Origin of the sequence: Streptosporangium minutum (genome assembly GCF_002149035.1) — a bacterium.
GTDB classification, from domain to species: Bacteria; Actinomycetota; Actinomycetes; order Streptosporangiales; family Streptosporangiaceae; genus Streptosporangium; species Streptosporangium minutum.
On record NZ_NGFP01000037.1, the window covers coordinates 1 to 18539 of the forward strand.

Below are 18539 nucleotides of genomic sequence, written 5' to 3' on the forward strand. Positions count from 1 at the left end.
GGGGGAGGCCACGTACCAGGACTGGAACTTGGTCCCGCCGCCCTGGGAGTTCTCGGAGATGCCGACCTGCTTGGCGGCGAGGACCAGGACCTGCGCGGCGGTGACCTTGGGCAGGCCCTCGGCCGCGGCCTGGAGGGGGGTCTTGTTCGCGTTGACCGGCTGGGCGACCTCGGCGGGGGAGGGGTTGAGGTGGCTCTGCCCGGGGGTGTCCGCCAGGGCGGAGGGGACCGCTACGAGGCTGCCGCCGAGGGCGATGGAGGCGCCCAGGACGAGGTGGGTCAGGTGACGGGTCTTGGGGGTGAGGCGGTTCTTGGCCATGCGGGGGTGTGACTCCTTGCTTCGCTTCTCATTCCGCCTACCGGGTTAGCTGACGGGTTCGGGCTGGGAAGTGCCCTACGGCGCGCGGAGGCGCCGATTCACCCCAAGAACGGTGGTTCCCCGGTTCCGCGGGATTCGCGGATTCGGCGGCCGTGATCACCGGGCGGAGCGATCCGCTTGGGTGCAGCACGGTCGGGCAATGTGTTGGCAATGCGTAGGACTGGTTGGTCCTAGGCGTTCACCAGGAATGAGTAGAAGCTACGTGAACCGGACAAACGATTACAAGTCCGGCACATTGCCCTGACTTGGGAATACGTCTGAATCGAGGGGGAAGACTTGGCCGCACCCAAGATCCCCGGCGAGGCGTCCGGCGGCTGGTGGGCGGCCGGAAACGCCTGCGGGGCAGGCGTTCCCGGGCGCCGGCGTCGGCGGGGAGCCGCCGGGCCGGCCCTTCCCCGTCCCCGGATTTCGCCATCATCGTAGATCTTTTGTCTTGACCCGGTTTTACCTGCGAAAACACCTGATTTGATCAGGTAGTGGCTGTGGACCAGGCGTGGATCAGCGGCAGCAGCACCCGGTCGACCGTCTCCTCGGCGAAGGCGCCGTCCAGCGGCTCTCCGGTGATGAGGAGCCGGTGCCAGACCAGGGCCTCGGTGACCTTCCTGATCTCGCCGGGGTCCGCCCCGCCCGGCAGCTCGCCCCGCTCGCGGGCGCGGTCGAGGAGCGGGACGGTGCCGGTGATGTCGGGGCGCGGCACGTTCGCGCGCAGGGCGGCCGCCAGGCCGGGGGCGGTGAGCAGGGCGGGGACCAGCGCGAAGACCAGGCCGCGCTGCTGCTCCAGGGTCCGGCAGAATCCGGCCACCACCGCCACGAGGTCGCCGCGCATCGACCCCGTGTCGGGCGGGGGTGCGACGTCGATCTCCAGATGGTTGCAGACCAGGTCCACGACCAGGGCCTCCTTGCCCGGCCAGCGGCGGTAGATCGTGGCCTTGCTCGCGCTGGCGCGCTTGGCGATCTGGTCGACGGACATGCGGTCGAATCCGACCTCGGAGAGCAGTTCCATGGTCGCGTCGAGAATCGCCCGCTCTCGCCTGGGGTCGAGCCGCAAGATGCCTCCGGTGGGCTACGAGTGCTGTGTGATCGTCTCGAATCGTACGCCTGTGAGCTCCTCCGACGTCTCCCACAGCCGCCGGGCCACGGTCTCGTCCAGCGCCTTGGGCGAGGGGGCCAGCGTCTTCGGGCCGGGGCCGATGAACTGGCCTCCGGTCACCTCGGGAGAGGTGGCGGCGTAGAGGGAGGGGACCGCGCCACTGTCGGGGGACTGGAGCGCCAGCCGCATGAGGGCGTTGGCCGGCCGGGTGAGCACGCCCAGTTTCATGATGCCGGTGGCCGTGGCGCCGGGGTGGGTGGCCAGGCTGAGCAGCCGTCCCCCCGCCCGGCGCTGCAGCTCCAGCGTGAACAGCAGGTTGGCCAGCTTCGATCTGCCGTAGGCCGAGAACCGTCCGTACCGGCGTTCGAGCCCCAGGTCGTCGAAGTCGATTCTGCCCAGGCTGTGCGCGTCGCTGGAGACCGTGACGACCCGGGCGCCCGGCCTGGCGAGCAGGTGGGGCAGCAGCAGCCCGGTCAGCGCGAAGTGGCCCAGGTGGTTGGTGCCGAACTGCATCTCGAAGCCGTCGGCGGTGGTCCGCCGGGGAATCATGCCGATTCCTGCATTGTTGACCAATATGTCGATCGGCCCGTCGAAGGCGGCCGCGAATCCCCGCACCGAGCCCAGGTCGGCCAGATCCAGCGCTCTCAGTTCGATCCGCGCGCCCGGCGTCTCCGCCCGGATCGCCCGCACCGCCGCCTCCCCTCTGGCGAGGTCGCGCGCGGTCATGATCACCCGGGCGCCGCGCCCGGCCAGCCGTGACGCGGTCGGAAGCCCGATGCCGCCGTTGGCGCCGGTGACCACCGCGGTGGAACCGGTCAGGTCGGGGATGTCGTCCGGAGTCCACATGGCCTGTCTCCTCTGAGGTGTGCGGTCGGGATGTGGGGTGTGGTGTACGAAACCGTTTCGTACACTACGGTAGATCGTTCCGCGCCGGGCGCGCAAGTGGGCGTATTCGGGTGTTCACCCGCAGTTCCTGGACGTGTAAGACATCCGGGTTACGGTGAGGCGGTCGTGAACGGGTCATCGCCCGGCGTGGAGAACGGTCGAGACCACGCGCGGGAGCAGTGTTCGGCCGTCGCCTGGGTGGAGTCCCCGCTGCAGATGCTCTGCGCCGTGGAGGCCCACCACGCCGGACTGCTCGGCGCCCACACCCGGGTGCTGCCCCGCGCCGGCCTGCGCCCGCTCGTCGTCACCCGCCGCGAGATCTCCCGGCTCGGCCTCCCCGGCGGCCTGGAACTGGCCACGCCCGAGCCCGAGATGCCCAGGCCTCGCCGGGGCACGACCTGGGTGGTCGGGGACGCCTTCTCCGGCAAGGTGCAGCTCGGCTGGCTGACCGCCCTGCCGGGACGTATCGTGATCGTCGACGACGGCCTGGCGACCATCAGGCTCCTGGAACTGCTCACCGGGCGGATCCGGACGCCGCTGCTACGGGCCCGCGCCACGGCCGGCCCGCTCGGGGCCGGGCTCAGGAGCGCGCTGGGAACGGCGGCCGGCCTGCGGCTGCGCGCCGCCGCCCGATCCGGCCGGCTGTCGATCTTCACGGCGCTGCCCGTCCCCGCCGAGCTGGCGCGGGCCGTACGGGACAGGGGCGCGGAGCTGGTCACCCACGACTTCGCCTGGCTGCGGTCGCAGCCCCTGCGCGGGCCCCGGCCCGAGGAGCGCACCGTCGTGCTCGGCACCTCGCTGGTCCGCAACGGCCTGATCCACCGCGACCGTTACTTCACCTGGCTGGCCGGGCTCGGCTCGTCCGGGCCGGTCGCGTACTTCCCGCACCGCAGGGAGGACCCTCGCGATCTCGCCCGGGTCGGGGAACAGCCCGGGATCACCGTCTACGACGGCGGGATCCCCGCCGAGATGACCCTGCGCGGACTCGCCGCCGAACAGCGGGTGCTGAGCCTGCCGTCCACCGCGGTCACCTCCCTGCGGGTCCTGCTCTCGGCCCGGGGCGTGGCCGTGGAGACGGTGGACGTCCCCGAGGAGTGGTGGACCGCCCAGGCGGCCCCCTCACTCCGTTCCCACCTGTCGATGTTCGCCCATCACGACACTGGAGCTACAGCGTGAAGGTCCTGGCCGTGGCCGACTCGGACTCCTACCTGAAATGGGCCGCCCACCTGCTCGGGGACCTGCCGTCGAGCTGTACGGCGGAGCTGACGGTGATCCGTACGCCCATCACGCCCTCCCCGGCCCAGATCCACGCGGCCGTGGCGGGGGCGGCAGCCGATCCGCCCGTGCTGTCGGCCCGTGCGCTGCGCCGGGCCGCCGAACGGTTCAGGCCGGACGTGGTGCTCGTCGCCTGCACCGGGCCCGTGGTGGACGTGCTGGTCAGCGAGGTGCTCGCCGGTCTGAGGCCGAGACCGGTGTTCATCTCCGGGCTGCCGGGGATCTCCATCCCGGCGACCGAGAAGGCGTGGGTGTTCCGCAGCGGATGCGACCTGTTCGTCCTGCACAGCCGGCGGGAGGTCGAGGAGTTCTCGGCGATCGGCCGGGAACTGGGCGGAGGCGGGGCGGTGGGCCTGACCCGGCTGCCGTTCCTCCACGGCGGCGAGGAGGTCCCCGCCACCGGCCCGCGCGACCGGGTGGTGTTCGCGACCCAGGCCAAGGTGCCCAGGCGCAGGGAGGAGCGCGAGCGGATCCTGCTCGCGCTGGCCGAGCTGGCCGGGCGGCGGCCCGACCTCGACGTGGTGGTCAAGCTCCGTGCCCTGGACACCGAGCGGCAGACCCACAACGAGCGCCACCACTACCAGCGCCTGTGGCAGTCGCTGGCCGACGACGGCCGGGTCCGTCCCGGCGCCGTGCGGTTCGCCGTGGGGCCCATGCACGAGCACCTGGCCCACGCGGCCGGATTCGTCACGGTCAGCTCGACCGCCGCGCTGGAGGCGATCGCCCGGTCGGTGCCCCTGCTGGTGCTGTCGGACTTCGGGGTCAGCGCCGAGATGATCAACCTGGTCTTCGAGGACAGCGGCCTGCTCGGCACGCTGGACGACCTGTCCGGGAGCCGCTTCCGTACCCCGGACGAGGCCTGGTGCCAGGCCAACTACTTTCACCGGCGCGGGGAGAGCGACTGGGTGTCCCACATGGTCACGCTGGTCGCCCAGGTCCGTGCGGGACGCCGGGCCCCGGCCCGGTCGCTGCTCGACGGCCCGCAGCACGCCGCCGCCCGGCGGCGCGCCCGCCTGCGGGTCGAGGTCCCGCCCAACGTGCTGCGCGTCGGTTACCGGGCCAAGCGCCGGATGCGCCGCTACCTCAAGGCGCTGGGCTGACGGACTCGCACGTGGTCGGAAACGCCCGTGACGCCGGGCTGTCCGGCCAGCTTGTCCACCCGCCGCGTCAATGCCGCTCTCCGGGCCGGCCGGATCGCTTGGTACCGGTCTCGTCGCCGACGGTCCAGGCGCGAGATCGGGCCTTTCGGCGTGCGGAAGTACGTCGTCAGGCCGGCGGGCCCGCCGATCGCGGGGGTGATCCTGCTCGACACGGCATCCAGGCTCCGCCGCCATCTGGCGGTTGCGGACTGCGAAACTCGACAGTACTTACAGTAATGGTATAGTCACATTTCGTTATGGAAATTATCAGCGGACTGCCGCGTCACGTGGCTTGTGTGATGGACGGGAACGGGCGGTGGGCCGCGCAGCGCTCGCTGTCGCGCACCGCAGGCCACGAGGCGGCGGAGGCCGCCGTGATCGACGTCATCGAGGCGGCACGCTCGGCCGGTATCACCTGGCTAAGCCTGTACGCCTTCTCCACCGAGAACTGGCGGAGGCCGGCGGGCGAGGTCGACATCCTGATGAGGCTCGTGCGCCGGACCATCCGCAAGCACGCACCGGCGTTGCACGCGCGAGGTGTCCGGTGCAGGTTCCTGGGCATGGCCGATCCGCGGATCCCCCCATCGCTGGCTCAGGACATCACCGATCTGATGACGCTTACCAGTGACAACAGGCAAATGACGCTGACGATCGCCTTCGACCACGGGGGACGTCGCGACATCGTGGAAGCCGCCCGTTCGCTGATCCGCGCCGCCGTACCCGCCGAGCAGGTCACCGAGGCCACCTTCGCTCGGCATCTCCCCTACTCCGACACACCGGATGTGGACCTGGTCATTCGTACCTCTGGAGAGCAACGGATCTCCAATTTCATGCTCTGGCAAGTGGCCTACGCCGAATGGGTCTTCCCGCAGGTGCTGTGGCCCGACTTTCGCGCGACCCACCTCTGGGAATGCCTTGACGCCTACCGGCGGCGCCAGCGCCGATTCGGCGATGTCCGCCAGCCGACCGCCACGACGGGAGAGGGACTTCGATGAACCAGACCACCGCAGAGGAGACCGTCGACGTCTTCGGGCCGAACTCGATGCTGCGCCGACTCGCCAACGAGGCACGCTGGGGCCTTGCGGTGACCCGCGCCACGGTTCTGGAAGCCGCGCATCCGCAGATCGGCGCGGCGTTGATCGGAAACTCGACGTTCGTGACGCATCCATGGCGGCGTCTGCGCAACACCGTGGTGAGCACGCAGCGGATGCTCGACCCGGACCGGCATGTTCGCAGCCGGGAGGCGGCTCGTCTCAACCGCATGCATGCCCGCATCTCGGGCACCGACCCGCAAGGCCGCCGCTACGACGCGATGGACGCAGAAGCACGTGCCTGGGTGGTGGCGACCCTGTTCGAGTCGGCGGTGGCGATGTATCGGCTGGGCGGTGAGTCGCTCGATGGGCCCACGATGGAACAGCTCTACACCGAGTTCCGGACGCTCCTGGCCCTGCTCGAGGGCAACAGCGACCAGATCCCCGCGACGTTGCAGGAGTTCTGGCCCTACTACGATGACATGATCGACCATCGCCTGGAGAGCACCGAGGCGGTGCGCGTCATCCTCTACCGGCTCTTCGCCAATGTGCCCGCGCCGCCCCTGCTGCGCAGCCATCCCGCGGTGTGGGCCGCGGGCCGGGCCGTGGCAGGCCCTGTGGCCGCCGCGGTCACCATCGCGTCGCTGCCGGAATCCTTCTGCCGACGTGTCGCCCTGCCTGACCTTCCAGGGGCGCGGGCGCTCATGCACGGGGCCTACCTGACCACCGGATTCGCCACCCGCCTGCTTCCGAACAGCTGGATGCATATCGGCTCGTTCATGAGCCTGCTGGATTCCGACCACGCCGGTGGTCCTGGACCATGGGAGGACGTACGCCGCAAGGCCGGCCAGGCCGCGGCCATGCTCAGACTCCTCACTCCGGCTCCCGACGAGGTCAATCAAGCCACACGCTCGGCCGACCAGTTCTTCGCCGAGGTCCTTGACCAGACCGGCGACGGCTACCTCGCCTGGCCCGACCTGGCCGCCATGGCCAGAGAGATCGCCACCCGGCTCGACCTGGACGAACAGGCCGAGGAGCGGCTTTACAACGCCTACGCCGCCTGGTGGCGGGAGTTGCAAACCAATCTCGACGCCGACGGCGACGGACGCGTCACGCGCCAGGAATACGCCGCCTCAGCTGCCTCTCTGCCCAGCTTCGGACTGGTCAAGGTCGCCGACGTGCTGTTCGATGTCACCGACGTCGACGAGGACCAGACGATCGACGCCCAGGAGTATCAGATGTTGTTCCGCACGGCCTTCCACCGCGATCTGTTGACCGGCAGAGGCGACGGCTACTCGCGCAGCGCTTTCGTCAGGCAGTTCCTGTCCTTTATGTCCGGACAGCAGCACTCAGTCGCCTATAACTCACTCCTATCCTAGCTAGTGCTGCATTCCTTAAAGGATGTACACAAAACGGCGTTGGCCTTCCCTGAAACGGCCTACGACGTACAGGTCAGGAAAGCGCTCGGGACAGGCGGTGGCGGAGCCTGTCCAGAGGGCCGGGCTGCCGGGCGGAGGGCGCGGGGGCCAGCCCCAGGGCGGCCAGGCGCTGCCGCTTGAAGTAACGGGCGGGCCCGTGGGCGTCGAGGTAGGCGGCGGCCGGCTCACGCAGGCCGGGGTGGCTCTCGCTCCGCATGCAGTAGCCGACGGCGCGGACCAGGGCCTGAAGGTCCACCGGCGGCGGCTCCTCCAGCGACCCGTCGGCCGACAGCCGGGGGAGCAGGGCGTCGGTGATGGTGGCGGGCACGCGGTTGCTGTTCTCGTACGGCGAGAGCCGTTCCAGGACCAGTTCCCCGCCCATCGCCGCCACCGGCAGGCCGAAGTGCCGCCTGGCGGTGATCAGGGCGGTGGAGAAGCACCCCACCACGAGGGCGGGCCTGAGCGCGGCGAAGCACGACTCCGCCGCGACGCCCTCTCCCGCCACCGCCAGCCGCACGCCCAGCTCTCCGGCCGTCTCGCGGAGCCGCTGGGCGTGCCGCCGCCCGGCGGCCGGGTGGGGCTTGAACAGCACGGTGCCGAACCCCCGGGCGGCCAGGCCGCGCAGCATGTCCGCGTGGAGCCCGGCCTCCTCCTCGGGGGTGACGATGTCCAGCGCGGACAGGTACTGGCCGAGGATCATCGGCGGACCGGCGGGCAGGTCCCGCGTCTCCTCCCCGGCCGCGCCGCTCTGCGCGATCACGTCGAGGAAGGCCCGGTCCGGAAGGGTCTCGGCGGGCACGCCGTACTCCGACAGCAGCAGCGGGGACAGGCCCGGCACGAGGTCGAGGTGGAGCAGGCGGGTGATCCGGCCGGAGATCTCCGCCGGGAGCGGGTCGCGGGTGGGGCCGTAGCTCATCAGGCCGTCGGAGTAGACCGTGATCGGGCAGTCCTTGACCAGACCGGCGAGGGTCCGCGACGGAGGGACCGCGATGGACTCCAGGATCAGCTCGCCGGGGCCGCCGTCAAGGGAGAGATGGGACAGCAGCAGGCGGCCCAGCATCGGGACCTCGATGATCCGGGCCTTCCAGTCCGACGGGTGCAGCGGGGCCACGATGTCGTTCCACGACCGGACCTCGTCGAAGCGCGGGCGCAGCGCGGCGAATCCGGGGAGCTGGTCCAGGGACGGGGTGATCTCCGGGATGGCCGCGTTGTTGGAGACCAGCAGAATCCGGCGGCCGTCGCGCGGTCCGAAGCGGCCGTCGTCGATCGCCGCCGCCAGCGTCATCGCACCGAACAGGGTCGAGGCGTAGAAAAGCTGCGTCACCGGGCCTCCAACAGCCGCCGCAGGATCTGGTCGCGTTCCGGGTCCAGGCGTGTTTCGGCGAGCAGGTCGCCGGGCAGCCGCCGCAGGGCCTCGGCGCCGCGCTGCTCGAAGCGGGCGCGGAGCTCGGGGGAGAAGCGGTCGGCCAGCTCCAGGTGGTGGGCCAGCAGGGCGCAGAAGGTGCGCGCCGCCTTGGGCGCGAACTCCTCCTCCAGATCGGCGAAGACGAGGTCGAAGGCGTCGAAGAAGTGCAGCTGCCGGGCGTCGCCGATCCGGGTCAGCGAGCCGGGCACCATCCGCCGGTAGAAGAGCCCGGCCAGCGAGACCACCCCGAACGAGCTCGCCTGGCGGTGCAGCCGCCAGATCCACGGCCGGTCCTCGGCGGTGTGCAGGCGCCCGGGGAAGGTCAGCAGGTCGCCCAGGTCGCGGCGGTAGATCCCGGCCCAGGCGTAGGGGTAGTCGACCATGGTCCTGACCTCGGCGGGCAGGATGTGGTCGCGCGGCTTGAGCACCACCTCGCGGGTGGCCGGCGGCGCCCGGTGGATCACCCGCCTGCGGCCCTCCACCTGGACGTGGTCCACCCGGACGAAGTCGCAGCCGAGCCGTTCGATCGCCCCGACCAGGTCGGCGAGGTAGCCGGGCGCCAGCCAGTCGTCGCCGTCCATGAAGGTCAGGTAGCGGCCCGAGGCCAGCGACACCCCGAGGTTGCGGGCGTCGGCCAGCCCCACCGGCCTCTCGTTGCGCAGGACGACCAGGCCGGGCAGGTCCTCGCGGAAGTCCTCGACGATCTGCCCGGTCGCGTCCGTCGATCCGTCGTCCACCACGATGAACTCGAAATCCCTGCGGGCGTTCCTGATGAGCGAGGTCAGCGCGTCGGAGATGTAGAGCTCGACGTCCCGCACCGGGACGACGACGGACAGTTTGATCAAGTTTCTCTTTCCCATTCGGAATCCGGTCCTCCGCGAGGACACGCGCCGCCGCCTCCCGGCGCGGATCACACGGTGACGCGGCGCAGGCGGGACTTGGGGGCCTCCTCGCCGGGGAAGACCCGCTTGACGCCGTCCCCGAGCGCGGTCTCGATGATGCGGATGTCGCGGACCAGGTGCTCCAGGCCGGCCGGCTCCAGCGAGGCGGCGTGGTCGGAGCCCCACATGGTGCGGTCCAGCGTGATGTGCCGCTCCACGGTCACCGCGCCGAGGGTCACCGCGGCGAGCGAGATCTGCAGGCCGCGCTCGTGGCCGGAGTAGCCGACCGGCACGCCGTACCGCTCCTGGAGGGTGACGATCGTGCGGAGGTTGGCCTCCTCCGGGGGGAGCGGGTAGGTGGAGGTGGCGTGCATCAGCACGAGCTTGGAGGTGCCGAGGATCTCCACCGCCCGGTCGATCTCCTCCAGCGTGGACATGCCGGTGGACAGGATGAGCGGCTTGCCGGTGGCGGCGAGCGCGCGGAGTAGCTCCAGGTCGGTCACGCCGGCTGAGGCGATCTTGTGGGTGACCACGTCCATGGACTCCAGGAAGTCCACCGACGGCACGTCCCACGGCGAGGCGAACCAGTGCAGGCCCCGCTCCCGGCAGTGGGCGGCGATCTCGGTGTACTCGTCCAGGCCGAACTCGGTCCTGAGCTTGTACTCCATGTAGGTCATCTCGCCCCACGGCGTCTGCCGGATCTGGTCGCGCTGCTCCGGCGGCACGCAGATCTCCGGCGTGCGCTTCTGGAACTTGACCGCCTGGCAGCCCGCCTCGGCCGCCACGTCGATGAGCCTGCGCGCGATGTCCAGGTCGCCGTTGTGGTTGATGCCGATCTCGCCGATCACGTAGACCGGCCGGCCGGCGCCGACCAGCGCGTCGCCGATCTGGACCGGCCTGGCGACCGGGGTGAGCCGCAGCTCGGCCCGGGGCGCGGGGGCGGGCACGGCCTCGGTCTCCGGGCGGGCCGCGAGGACCCGGTCGCACAGCTCCCGTACGGCTCCCGCCCCGCCGGGCCTGGTGAGCACGGTCCGGGCGGCGGCGCGGACCCGGGGGTGGGCGTCGGGGACCGTGACGGGCCAGCCGACGTCGCTCATCGGGCCCAGGTCGTTGACGTCGTTGCCGATGTAGGCGACGCGGGCCGGGTCCAGTCCCTCGATGGTCAGCCAGTCGCGCAGCACGGTCCGCTTGTCGGTCAGGCCCTGCAGGACCGGCACGCCCAGCTTGCGGGCGCGGGCGGCGACCACCGGGTTGTGCTCGGTGGACATGATCATCAGTTTGACGCCGGACCGGCGCAGCAGCGCGACGCCCATGCCGTCGGAGCGGCTGACCGCGACCATCTCGCGGCCGTCCTGGTCGACGTAGGCGCGGTCGTCGGTGTGCACGCCGTCGAAGTCGGTGATCACGGCGTCCACGTCGATCGGCTCGGGCCGGTCCACGAACGGCGCCAGCGCCCGGACGATCTCCAGGTCCTCGGCGGTGTCCACCTCGACGGCGTGCCGCGACGGCACCGCCTGGACGGCGACGGCGCCGAAGAAGCGGTGGCCGTGCTCGCGCAGGCCCTCGGCGCGCATCACGTAGAACGCGCCGGTCTCGCGGAAGTGCGGCTCGCGGTCCTGGCGGCGCGGCCGGAAGGACGGGTCGTGGTTGACGCCCGCGCCGGCGGCGCTCCAGAGGAACTCGTGCGTCCGCAGCCCGGAGAACACCACGTCGGCGGTGCCGTCGAGGACCTTGACGATGGCGGTGTCCAGGTCGGCGGGGTCGATGAAGGCGCTGGTGCACTGCACCAGGACGACCACGTCGGGGCTGTCGGACATGTGGTCGAGCACGTGCAGGACGGCCGACTCGCTGGAGGCGGTCGCGTCGCTCAGCTCCTCCGGCCGGTGGATCACGGTCGCCCCGGCCTCGCGGGCCACGGCGGCGATCTCCGCGTGGTCGGTGCTGACCACCACCTCGTCGATCAGCTCGGCCCGCACGCAGGCCTTCACCGCGCGGGCGACCAGGGGAGTGCCGCCCACCGCGGCCAGGTTCTTCAGCGGGACGCCCACCGAACCTCCACGGGCGGGGACAACGGCCAGGACTCGCAAGGTGGCTCCTCATGACATACGGCGAAGGCCCCTGAACCGGGGTGTCCGAGGAACGCTAGTCACGGGGGTGGCCGGGCAGGGGTGCCTGAGCTGAACGTCCAGAGTCGCCCGCCTTAACTTTCCGGGCGAGGTGGGAGCCCCGACACGGAAGGCGCCGCGGACGGCGTGAGTGCTGTCCGCGGCGCCCGTCATCCCAGGCGGTCCCTACTCGGCGAAGTGGCCCCGCGCGTCGTCGGAGACCTTCTTGGCCCTGTCCTTGGCCTTGTCCGCCGCCTCCTTCGCCTTACCCTTGGCACGGTCGGTCCGGCCCTTGTCGGCCAGCCTGTCGTTGTCGACCGCCTCGCCCGCGGTCTCCTTGACCTTGCCCTTGATCTGGTCGAAGTTCGTCATCTTGCTCCCCCGTAGTTCAGGACCGATTGGTTATTTCCTCTCATAGCCAGTTAGGAGGTCACTAACCGTTACTTAGCTAACTTTAAGTGACAAAATGCCTCTTCATGGTGACAGAGTGCGATGGGTGTCAGGCTGTCACGCCGATGGAGCCCATGAGCATCGGTAGCGCGCGTTCCAGGCCGCGCTGCCAGTACGGCCAGCTGTGCGTGCCGGGGCCGTAGAAGTCGACCGCCACCTCGGCGCCGTCCGCCCTGGCCCGCTCGGTGAAGGTGACGGCCTGGCGGAGCAGGGAGGTCTCCCCCTCGTCCACGGAGGCGGCGGGGGAGTCCAGCGGGCCGGGGGAGCCGTCCCCGCAGGAGACGAAGAGCCGCACCCCGCGCAGCCTCCCGGTGAGGTCGGACGGGTTGTGGGCGGCCCACTCCGGGTCGCCCGGGTCGCCCCAGAGCTTCCCGGAGTTCTCGCCGCTGCGGCCGAGCAGCCAGTCGACGCCGCCGTTGCCGTCGCGGGTGTGCAGCACGCCCGAGAAGGAGGCGGCGGCCTGGAACATGCCCGGATGGCGGGCCGCGTAGGACATCGCGCCGAACCCACCCATGGACAGTCCGGCTACCGCGCGGCGGTCCCCGGCGCCGTAGTCGCGCTCCAGGATCCGGCGGACCTCGGTCAGGTGGAAGCTCTCCCAGCCGGGCCCCTCGCGCCAGTCGGAGTAGAACCCGACCTCGCCGCCCTCGGGCACGACCACGATCGCCGGGTAGCGCGAGGTGAGCCTGGCGGCCTCCCCCCGGGTGACCCACGCGTCGTACTCGGACTGGCAGCAGCCGTTCAGCAGGTACAGCACCGGCCACGGCCCCGAACCCGGCCGCCAGCCCTCGGGCAGCAGCACGCGGACCATGCCCTCGCGGCCGAGCGCGGCGGAGGAGATCGTGAGCACGTGGTCGCGCCCGCTCAGCCGTTCGACCACGACGCCGGGCGAGCCGCCGCGGCCGTCACTTCCGGGCAGGTCGCCGGAGGGTCCGGACGAGAAGGGTGTCAGCAGCGCGACAAGCACGGCCGTCACCGCCGCTCCGGCCAGCAGGAGCACTCCCAGGCGTACGGCTGTGCGGTTCACACGCCCAATCCTGGCGTTTCATCGGTTCCCCGTGAAGCCCGTCGGCGGGATCCCCGGGATCGGTGCGGGCCGAATCCCGGGAAAGCCCGTCGACCGGATGCCCGGGGGCGGCGTGCCGGTCCCGGGGGTCAGCGCGGGCGCGTCCCCGGGATCCGCGGGCCCTCGTCCTCGGGGCCGGGTTCCGGTGCCAGGTGGCGCAGGAACCACTCCTGGGCCAGCCGGGCGACCTGCTCCAGCGCCCCGGGCTCCTCGAAGAGGTGCGAGGCGCCCGGGACCGTCTCCAGGCGCGTCTCGCCGCCCAACCTGGCGGCCGCCTCGCGGTTGAGTCCGGCGACGACGGGGTCGTGCCCGCCGACGATCAGCAGCGTGGGCTGGTGGACCGAGCGGAGCGCCTCGCCGGCGAGGTCCGGCCGCCCGCCACGGGAGACGACCGCCTTGACGAGGGCGGGCCGCGCCGAGGCGGCGACGAGCGCGGCCGCCGCGCCCGTGCTGGCGCCGAAGAGCCCGGCGCGGAGGCCGGTGGTGGGCGCGTGCCGCACCAGCCAGTCGGTCAGCGCCACCAGCCGTACGGCGAGCCTGTCGATGTCGAAGCGGAACTCACCTGTCTGCGCGTCGGCCCGTTCCTCCTCCGGTGTGAGCAGGTCGGCGAGGACCGTGGCCAGACCGGCCCTCTGGAGCTCGCCCGCCACGTGACGGTTGCGCGGGCTGTGGCGGCTGCTGCCGCTGCCGTGTGCGAACAGCACCATCCCGTGCGCCGGTCGCGGCACCGCGACATCGGCCTCCAGCACGACGTCCGCGGCCGGGATCTCCAGGCGCTCAAGGTTCATCCGGACGGCGTTCATGGCGTCCTCCCTCGGATGAGGGGACCCGTCCCCGCCCCGGGGCGGGGAGGCCGATCCGCCGCTGATCGGCGTGGTCCGTTGCTCTCCCCCGGATATGCCCGGATTACGGCGGGCGAGACGGCGGTCCGCGGTGATTTCCCGCCGGGAGGGATGCCCCGCCACCTGGGCCGCGTGATCCCGCGCCGCCCTGCCCGGCGCCCGCCGCCGTAGGGGCGGGCCGGCCGTCCGCCGGCCGGGCACTCCGTCGGTCGGCCACCGGCCCGGAGGTCCGCTGACCGGACACTCAACCCGAAGGGGGGAGGGCTGCGGCAAAACCGAACAGATGATGCTAAAACGTTTTATTGTGACAGGAGTGAGGCTTGTAAGCTCTCGCCCGTGACAACAGCAGTCGCCCCCCGGCTGGGCCCGCGGCTCTGGGCCGCCCTGATCGTGCTCGGCTTCGTCGGCCAGGTGGCCTGGACCGTCGAGAACATGTACCTCAATGTCTTCGTCTACGACACGATCAGCGACGACCCCGGAGCCATCGCGACGATGGTCGCGGCCAGCGCGCTGGCCGCGACGCTGGCGACGCTGCTGATCGGAGCCGTCTCCGACCGCACCGGCCGCCGCAGGGTGTTCATCTCGGTGGGATACGTGCTGTGGGGGCTGGTCACCGCCGCGTTCGGGTTCGTCACCGTGGACGCGGTCGCGGGCGTCGTCTCCGCGGCCGGCGCCGTCCTCGTCGCGGTGATCGCCGTCATCGCCCTCGACTGCCTCATGTCCCTCCTCGGCGCCGGGGCCAACGACGCCGCCTTCCAGGCATGGGTCACCGACGTGACGCATCCGGGCAACCGCGGCAGGGTCGAGTCGGTCCTGGCGACCATGCCGCTGGTGGCGATGCTGGCCGTCTTCGGCGGGTTCGACGCTCTCACCCGGGCGGGGAACTGGCGGCTGTTCTTCCTGATCACCGGGGCGGCGATCGTCGTGGTGGGGGTGGCCTCCTGGTTCCTCGTGCGGGACCGGCCCGATCCGGCCCGGCAGGAGGGCGGCTACCTGAGCTCCCTCGTCCACGGCCTGCGCCCGGCCGTGATGCGCGCCAACCCGGGCCTGTACCTCGCACTGGCGGCGTGGTCGATCTGGGGGATCTCCACACAGGTCTTCCTGCCCTATCTGATCATCTATGTGCAGCGGTACCTGAACATCGAGGGCTACGCGATCGTCCTGGCGGTCGTCCTGACCGGCGCCTCGGCCGTCAGCGTCGTGTGCGGCCGGTACGTCGACCGGATCGGAAAGATCCGCTTCCTGCTGCCGGCGGTCGCGGTGTACGGGGCGGGGCTGCTGCTGATGACCGTCGCGCGCGGCATGATCCCGGTGATCGCGGCCGGGCTGGTGATGATGTCGGGCTTCATGCTCGTCCTGGCGCCCATCGGCGCGATCGTCCGCGACTACTCGCCGCCGGGCCGGGCCGGGCACGTCCAGGGGCTGCGGATGGTCTTCGCGATCCTCATCCCTATGATCGTCGGGCCGTCCCTCGGCGCCGCCGTGATCAAGGGGGCGGACGAACACTACGAGGAGTTGGGCGTGCTCAAACAGGTCCCCACACCGGCCGTCTTCCTGGCCGCCGCGGCCGTACTGGTGCTCATCGTCGTGCCCGTGCTGGCGCTGCGCCGGAGGGAGGGCCGATGAGCCTGCTCACCCGCTGGGGCGCGGACCTCGACCCCGACGCGATCCTGCCCGAACACCCCAGGCCCCAGCTCGCCCGCGACAGCCACCTCAACCTCAACGGCCGCTGGGAGTACGCCATCACCGGGGCCGAGGAGGAGCCCGAGACCTACGACGGCGCCATCCTCGTGCCGTTCTCGCCCGAGTCGCCGCTGTCGGGCGTCGACCGGCAGCTGCTGCCCGGCCAGACGCTGTGGTACCGGCGCACCCTCACCGCGCCCGACGGGTTCCCGCCCGCCGGCGACGTGCCCGTCCGGGTGCTGCTGCACTTCGGCGCGGTGGACCAGACATGCCGGGTGCTGCTCAACGGCGCCGAGGTCGGCGGCCACACCGGCGGCTACCTGCCCTTCACCTGCGACATCACCGACGCCCTGCACGACGGCGAGAACACGCTGGTCGTGGCGGTGCGCGACGACTCCGACACCGGGCACCACGCGCGCGGCAAGCAGAAGCTGAAGCGCGGCGGCATCTGGTACACCGCCCAGTCGGGCATCTGGCAGAGCGTGTGGGCCGAGTGCGTGCCCGCCGTCCACGTGGAGCGGCTGACCCTCACCCCGCACCTCGGCGAGGGATGCGTCGAGGTGACGGTGCACGCCGAGGCCGCCGGGGAGGCCCGGGTCGAGATCCTCGCCGCCGGGGCCGCCGTCGCGCGGGCCGTCGTGCCGGTGGGGCAGCCGGTACGCGTCCCGATCCCGGACGCGCGGCCGTGGAGCCCGGAGGACCCCTTCCTGTACGACGTCACGGTGGAGCTCGGCGCCGACCGCGTGCGCAGCTACGTCGGGATGCGCTCGTTCTCCGTGGGGCCCGACGAGAACGGCGTGCCCCGGCTGCTGCTCAACGGCCGCCCCTACTTCCACGCCGGGATCCTGGACCAGGGGTACTGGTCCGACGGCATGTACACCGCGCCGTCGGACGAGGCGATGATCCACGACATCACCGAGATGAAGCGGCTCGGCTTCACCATGCTGCGCAAGCACATCAAGATCGAGCCGTTGCGCTGGTACTACCACTGCGACCGGCTGGGCATGCTCGTCTGGCAGGACATGGTCAACGGCGGCGGCGCCTACCACCCGCTGGTCATCACCGCGCCCGTGCTCACCCCGCTGCGGCTCAGCGACCGCCGTCACCGGTGGTTCGGGCGTGCCGACGCCCAGGGCCGGGCCCGCTTCCGCACCGAGCTCCGCGACACCGTGGAGCACCTGCGCAATGTGGTGAGCCTGGCCGTCTGGGTGCCGTTCAACGAGGGCTGGGGGCAGTTCGACGCGGCGCGGATCGCCGCCGAGGTCGCCGAGCTCGACCCCACCCGCACGGTCGACCACGCCAGCGGCTGGCACGACCAGGGCGGGGGCGACCTGAAGAGCCTGCACGTCTACTTCCGACGCTTCCGCGTGCCGCGCCGGCGCCGCGGCGACCGGCGGGTCCTCGTGCTGTCGGAGTACGGCGGGTACAACCTGCGGGTGGACGGCCACGCGTTCAACGACAAGGACTTCGGCTACCGGCGGTACGGCTCGGCCGGGCAGCTCGGCGAGGCGTTCAGCCGCCTGCACACCGAGCAGATCGTCCCGGCCATCCGGCAGGGCCTGAGCGCGACCGTGTACACCCAGCTCTCCGACGTCGAGGACGAGCTGAACGGGCTGCTCACCTACGACCGCGAGACGCTCAAGCTGCCCGCCGAGCTGGTGCGGTCGGTCAACGCGCTGCTGCGGCTGGAGTAGCGCCGTCACCGCGCCCTCGCCGGGGCGGCGTCGCCGTCCTGGCGGGTCCATCGGGCCCGCGTGGAGGAGCGGACCACGAGCTCGGGCTGGAAGAGATACTCGGCGGCCTTGGCGGGGCGGCCCTTGATCTCGTCGAGGAGGGCGCGCACGGCCGCCACCCCCATGGCCTGGACGGGCTGGCGGACCGTGGTGAGCGGGGGGTCGGTGAAGGACATGAGCGGGGAGTCGTCGGCGCCCACGACCGAGACGTCCTCCGGCACCTTCAGGCCGTGCCGCCGCACCGCGCGCACCGCGCCCAGCGCCATCAGGTCGCTGCCGCAGACCAGCGCGGTGGCGCCCCGCTCGACCAGCAGGGAAGCGGCGCTCTGGCCGCCCTCGACGTCGAAGGGCGACAGCTCGATCAGGTCGGCGTCGTACCCCCGGCCCATCTCCCGCAGCGCGGCCCGGAACCCGGCCAGCCGCCGCTGGACGGTGGAGTAGCGCAACGGGCCGTTGACGAACCCGATGCGGCGGTGGCCCAGCTCGATGAGGTGCCGGGCGGCCGTACGGCCCGCGGCGACGTCGTCGCAGGAGACGCAGGGAACGCCGAGGCCCGGCAGGTCGCCGTTGACGAACACGATGGGCAGCCGCCGCCTCCTGAGGGTGTGGTAGCGGGCCCGGTCGATGGTCGTGTCCGCGTGCAGCCCGGAGACGAACAGGATGCCGGACACCCCGCGGTCCAGCAGCATCCCGACGTACTCGTCCTCGCCCGCTCCCTCGGGGGTCTGCGTGCACAGGACCGCGGTGTACCCGTGGCGGGCCAGCGCCGTCTCGATCACCTGGGCGAAGAACGGGAAGACCGGGTTCTGCAGCTCGGCGGTGATCAGCCCGACAAGCCCGGAGCTGCGCGGGCGCAGCCCGATCGGGCGCTCGTAACCCAGCACGTCCATCGCGGTGAGCACCGCGCTCCTGGCCTTCGGGCTCACTCCGGGACGTTCGTTGAGCACCCGGGAGACCGTCGCCTTGCTGACCCCGGCCTGCCGGGCGATGTGATCGAGTCGTGCCGCCATGCTCGGTGATTGTGATGCAGCTTTCTGAAACATTGCAAGATGCAATGAAACATTGCTGCAATTCTCTGCAACGCATTCCAGGTCGTGTGAACCCTCTGTTAACTTCGGCGCACACCGCGGTGCACCCCCTGAAAACCCCTTCCCACCT

Annotated in this window: 15 protein-coding genes, 1 pseudogene and 1 riboswitch; of the genes and pseudogenes, 6 read left to right on the forward strand and 10 right to left on the reverse strand. The window is 71.4% G+C overall.

The genetic code is table 11. From position 1 onward, the window contains the following. The 3 genes and pseudogenes from CA984_RS10955 to CA984_RS10965 form a co-directional block, all read right to left on the reverse strand. A pseudogene (locus CA984_RS10955) lies at positions 1 to 318 on the reverse strand (CHAP domain-containing protein); the annotation flags it as partial. Positions 319 to 338: 20 nt separating this feature from the next. Then, positions 339 to 477: riboswitch (cyclic di-AMP (ydaO/yuaA leader) on the reverse strand. 370 nt (positions 478 to 847) lie between these two features. Beyond that, positions 848 to 1426, reverse strand: a complete 579-nt coding sequence (locus CA984_RS10960; protein ID WP_086570898.1) for a TetR/AcrR family transcriptional regulator — start codon at positions 1424 to 1426, stop codon at positions 848 to 850. Positions 1427 to 1441: 15 nt separating this feature from the next. Then, complete coding sequence (locus CA984_RS10965) at positions 1442 to 2314, reverse strand: oxidoreductase (protein ID WP_086570900.1); 873 nt, start codon at positions 2312 to 2314, stop codon at positions 1442 to 1444. A 165-nt stretch (positions 2315 to 2479) separates the two neighbouring features. On the opposite strand from CA984_RS10965, the gene CA984_RS10970 reads away from it, so the two are divergent. The 4 genes from CA984_RS10970 to CA984_RS10985 all read left to right on the forward strand — a co-directional run bounded on the left by CA984_RS10970 (position 2480) and on the right by CA984_RS10985 (position 7177). Continuing rightward, the gene (locus CA984_RS10970; RefSeq protein WP_086570902.1) at positions 2480 to 3529 is read left to right on the forward strand and encodes a hypothetical protein; all 1050 of its coding nucleotides are present in this window, start codon (positions 2480 to 2482) and stop codon (positions 3527 to 3529) included. Continuing rightward, on the forward strand, positions 3526 to 4728 hold the full coding sequence (locus tag CA984_RS10975) for a DUF6716 putative glycosyltransferase (RefSeq protein WP_086570904.1): 1203 nt from the start codon (positions 3526 to 3528) through the stop codon (positions 4726 to 4728). Before CA984_RS10970 ends, CA984_RS10975 begins: the two co-directional genes overlap by 4 nt. Before the next feature lie 296 nt (positions 4729 to 5024). Next, the gene (gene uppS, locus CA984_RS10980; protein ID WP_242675870.1) at positions 5025 to 5762 is read left to right on the forward strand and encodes a polyprenyl diphosphate synthase; all 738 of its coding nucleotides are present in this window, start codon (positions 5025 to 5027) and stop codon (positions 5760 to 5762) included. Further along, positions 5759 to 7177, forward strand: coding sequence for an EF-hand domain-containing protein (locus tag CA984_RS10985; RefSeq protein ID WP_086570908.1), 1419 nt, complete (start codon positions 5759 to 5761; stop codon positions 7175 to 7177). Before uppS ends, CA984_RS10985 begins: the two co-directional genes overlap by 4 nt. A gap of 73 nt (positions 7178 to 7250) precedes the next feature. On the opposite strand, the gene CA984_RS10990 is transcribed toward CA984_RS10985, so the two are convergent. From CA984_RS10990 to CA984_RS11015, 6 genes are all read right to left on the reverse strand, one after another. Beyond that, positions 7251 to 8540 carry a polysialyltransferase family glycosyltransferase gene (locus CA984_RS10990; protein ID WP_086570910.1) on the reverse strand — a complete coding sequence of 430 codons (1290 nt, stop codon included), beginning with the start codon at positions 8538 to 8540 and terminating at the stop codon, positions 7251 to 7253. Continuing rightward, positions 8537 to 9466, reverse strand: coding sequence for a glycosyltransferase family 2 protein (locus tag CA984_RS10995; RefSeq protein ID WP_086570912.1), 930 nt, complete (start codon positions 9464 to 9466; stop codon positions 8537 to 8539). The genes CA984_RS10990 and CA984_RS10995 overlap by 4 nt, the downstream gene beginning before the upstream one ends. A gap of 65 nt (positions 9467 to 9531) precedes the next feature. Beyond that, the gene (locus CA984_RS11000; RefSeq protein ID WP_086570914.1) at positions 9532 to 11589 is read right to left on the reverse strand and encodes an N-acetylneuraminate synthase family protein; all 2058 of its coding nucleotides are present in this window, start codon (positions 11587 to 11589) and stop codon (positions 9532 to 9534) included. A 204-nt stretch (positions 11590 to 11793) separates the two neighbouring features. Continuing rightward, complete coding sequence (locus tag CA984_RS11005) at positions 11794 to 11979, reverse strand: CsbD family protein (RefSeq protein ID WP_086570917.1); 186 nt, start codon at positions 11977 to 11979, stop codon at positions 11794 to 11796. A 127-nt stretch (positions 11980 to 12106) separates the two neighbouring features. Further along, positions 12107 to 13084: an alpha/beta hydrolase gene (locus CA984_RS11010; RefSeq protein ID WP_207620814.1), complete on the reverse strand. Its 978-nt coding sequence runs from the start codon at positions 13082 to 13084 to the stop codon at positions 12107 to 12109. A gap of 128 nt (positions 13085 to 13212) precedes the next feature. Further along, positions 13213 to 13926, reverse strand: a complete 714-nt coding sequence (locus tag CA984_RS11015) for a dienelactone hydrolase family protein (protein WP_207620815.1) — start codon at positions 13924 to 13926, stop codon at positions 13213 to 13215. Between the two features lie 375 nt (positions 13927 to 14301). On the opposite strand from CA984_RS11015, the gene CA984_RS11020 reads away from it, so the two are divergent. Together CA984_RS11020 and CA984_RS11025 are read left to right on the forward strand one after the other, a co-directional pair. Continuing rightward, on the forward strand, positions 14302 to 15591 hold the full coding sequence (locus tag CA984_RS11020) for an MFS transporter (RefSeq protein WP_086570919.1): 1290 nt from the start codon (positions 14302 to 14304) through the stop codon (positions 15589 to 15591). After that, positions 15588 to 17342, forward strand: coding sequence for a glycoside hydrolase family 2 protein (locus tag CA984_RS11025; protein ID WP_086570921.1), 1755 nt, complete (start codon positions 15588 to 15590; stop codon positions 17340 to 17342). Before CA984_RS11020 ends, CA984_RS11025 begins: the two co-directional genes overlap by 4 nt. Positions 17343 to 17347: 5 nt before the next feature. Here CA984_RS11025 and CA984_RS11030 read toward each other — a convergent pair whose 3' ends face one another. After that, positions 17348 to 18391 (reverse strand): LacI family DNA-binding transcriptional regulator, encoded by a 1044-nt coding sequence (locus CA984_RS11030; RefSeq protein WP_086570923.1) that lies wholly within the window; start codon positions 18389 to 18391, stop codon positions 17348 to 17350. Positions 18392 to 18539 lie beyond the last annotated feature (148 nt).

What these genes read in the sequence shown, in the direction of transcription:
- CA984_RS10965 (WP_086570900.1), bottom strand. Translation starts at nt 2,314, where the DNA reads ATGTGGACTCCGGACGACATCCCCGACCTGACCGGTTCCACCGCGGTG.
- uppS (WP_242675870.1), top strand. Translation starts at nt 5,025, where the DNA reads ATGGAAATTATCAGCGGACTGCCGCGTCACGTGGCTTGTGTGATGGAC.
- CA984_RS10985 (WP_086570908.1), top strand. Translation starts at nt 5,759, where the DNA reads ATGAACCAGACCACCGCAGAGGAGACCGTCGACGTCTTCGGGCCGAAC.
- CA984_RS11005 (WP_086570917.1), bottom strand. Translation starts at nt 11,979, where the DNA reads ATGACGAACTTCGACCAGATCAAGGGCAAGGTCAAGGAGACCGCGGGC.
- CA984_RS11015 (WP_207620815.1), bottom strand. Translation starts at nt 13,926, where the DNA reads ATGAACGCCGTCCGGATGAACCTTGAGCGCCTGGAGATCCCGGCCGCG.
- CA984_RS11025 (WP_086570921.1), top strand. Translation starts at nt 15,588, where the DNA reads ATGAGCCTGCTCACCCGCTGGGGCGCGGACCTCGACCCCGACGCGATC.
- CA984_RS11030 (WP_086570923.1), bottom strand. Translation starts at nt 18,391, where the DNA reads ATGGCGGCACGACTCGATCACATCGCCCGGCAGGCCGGGGTCAGCAAG.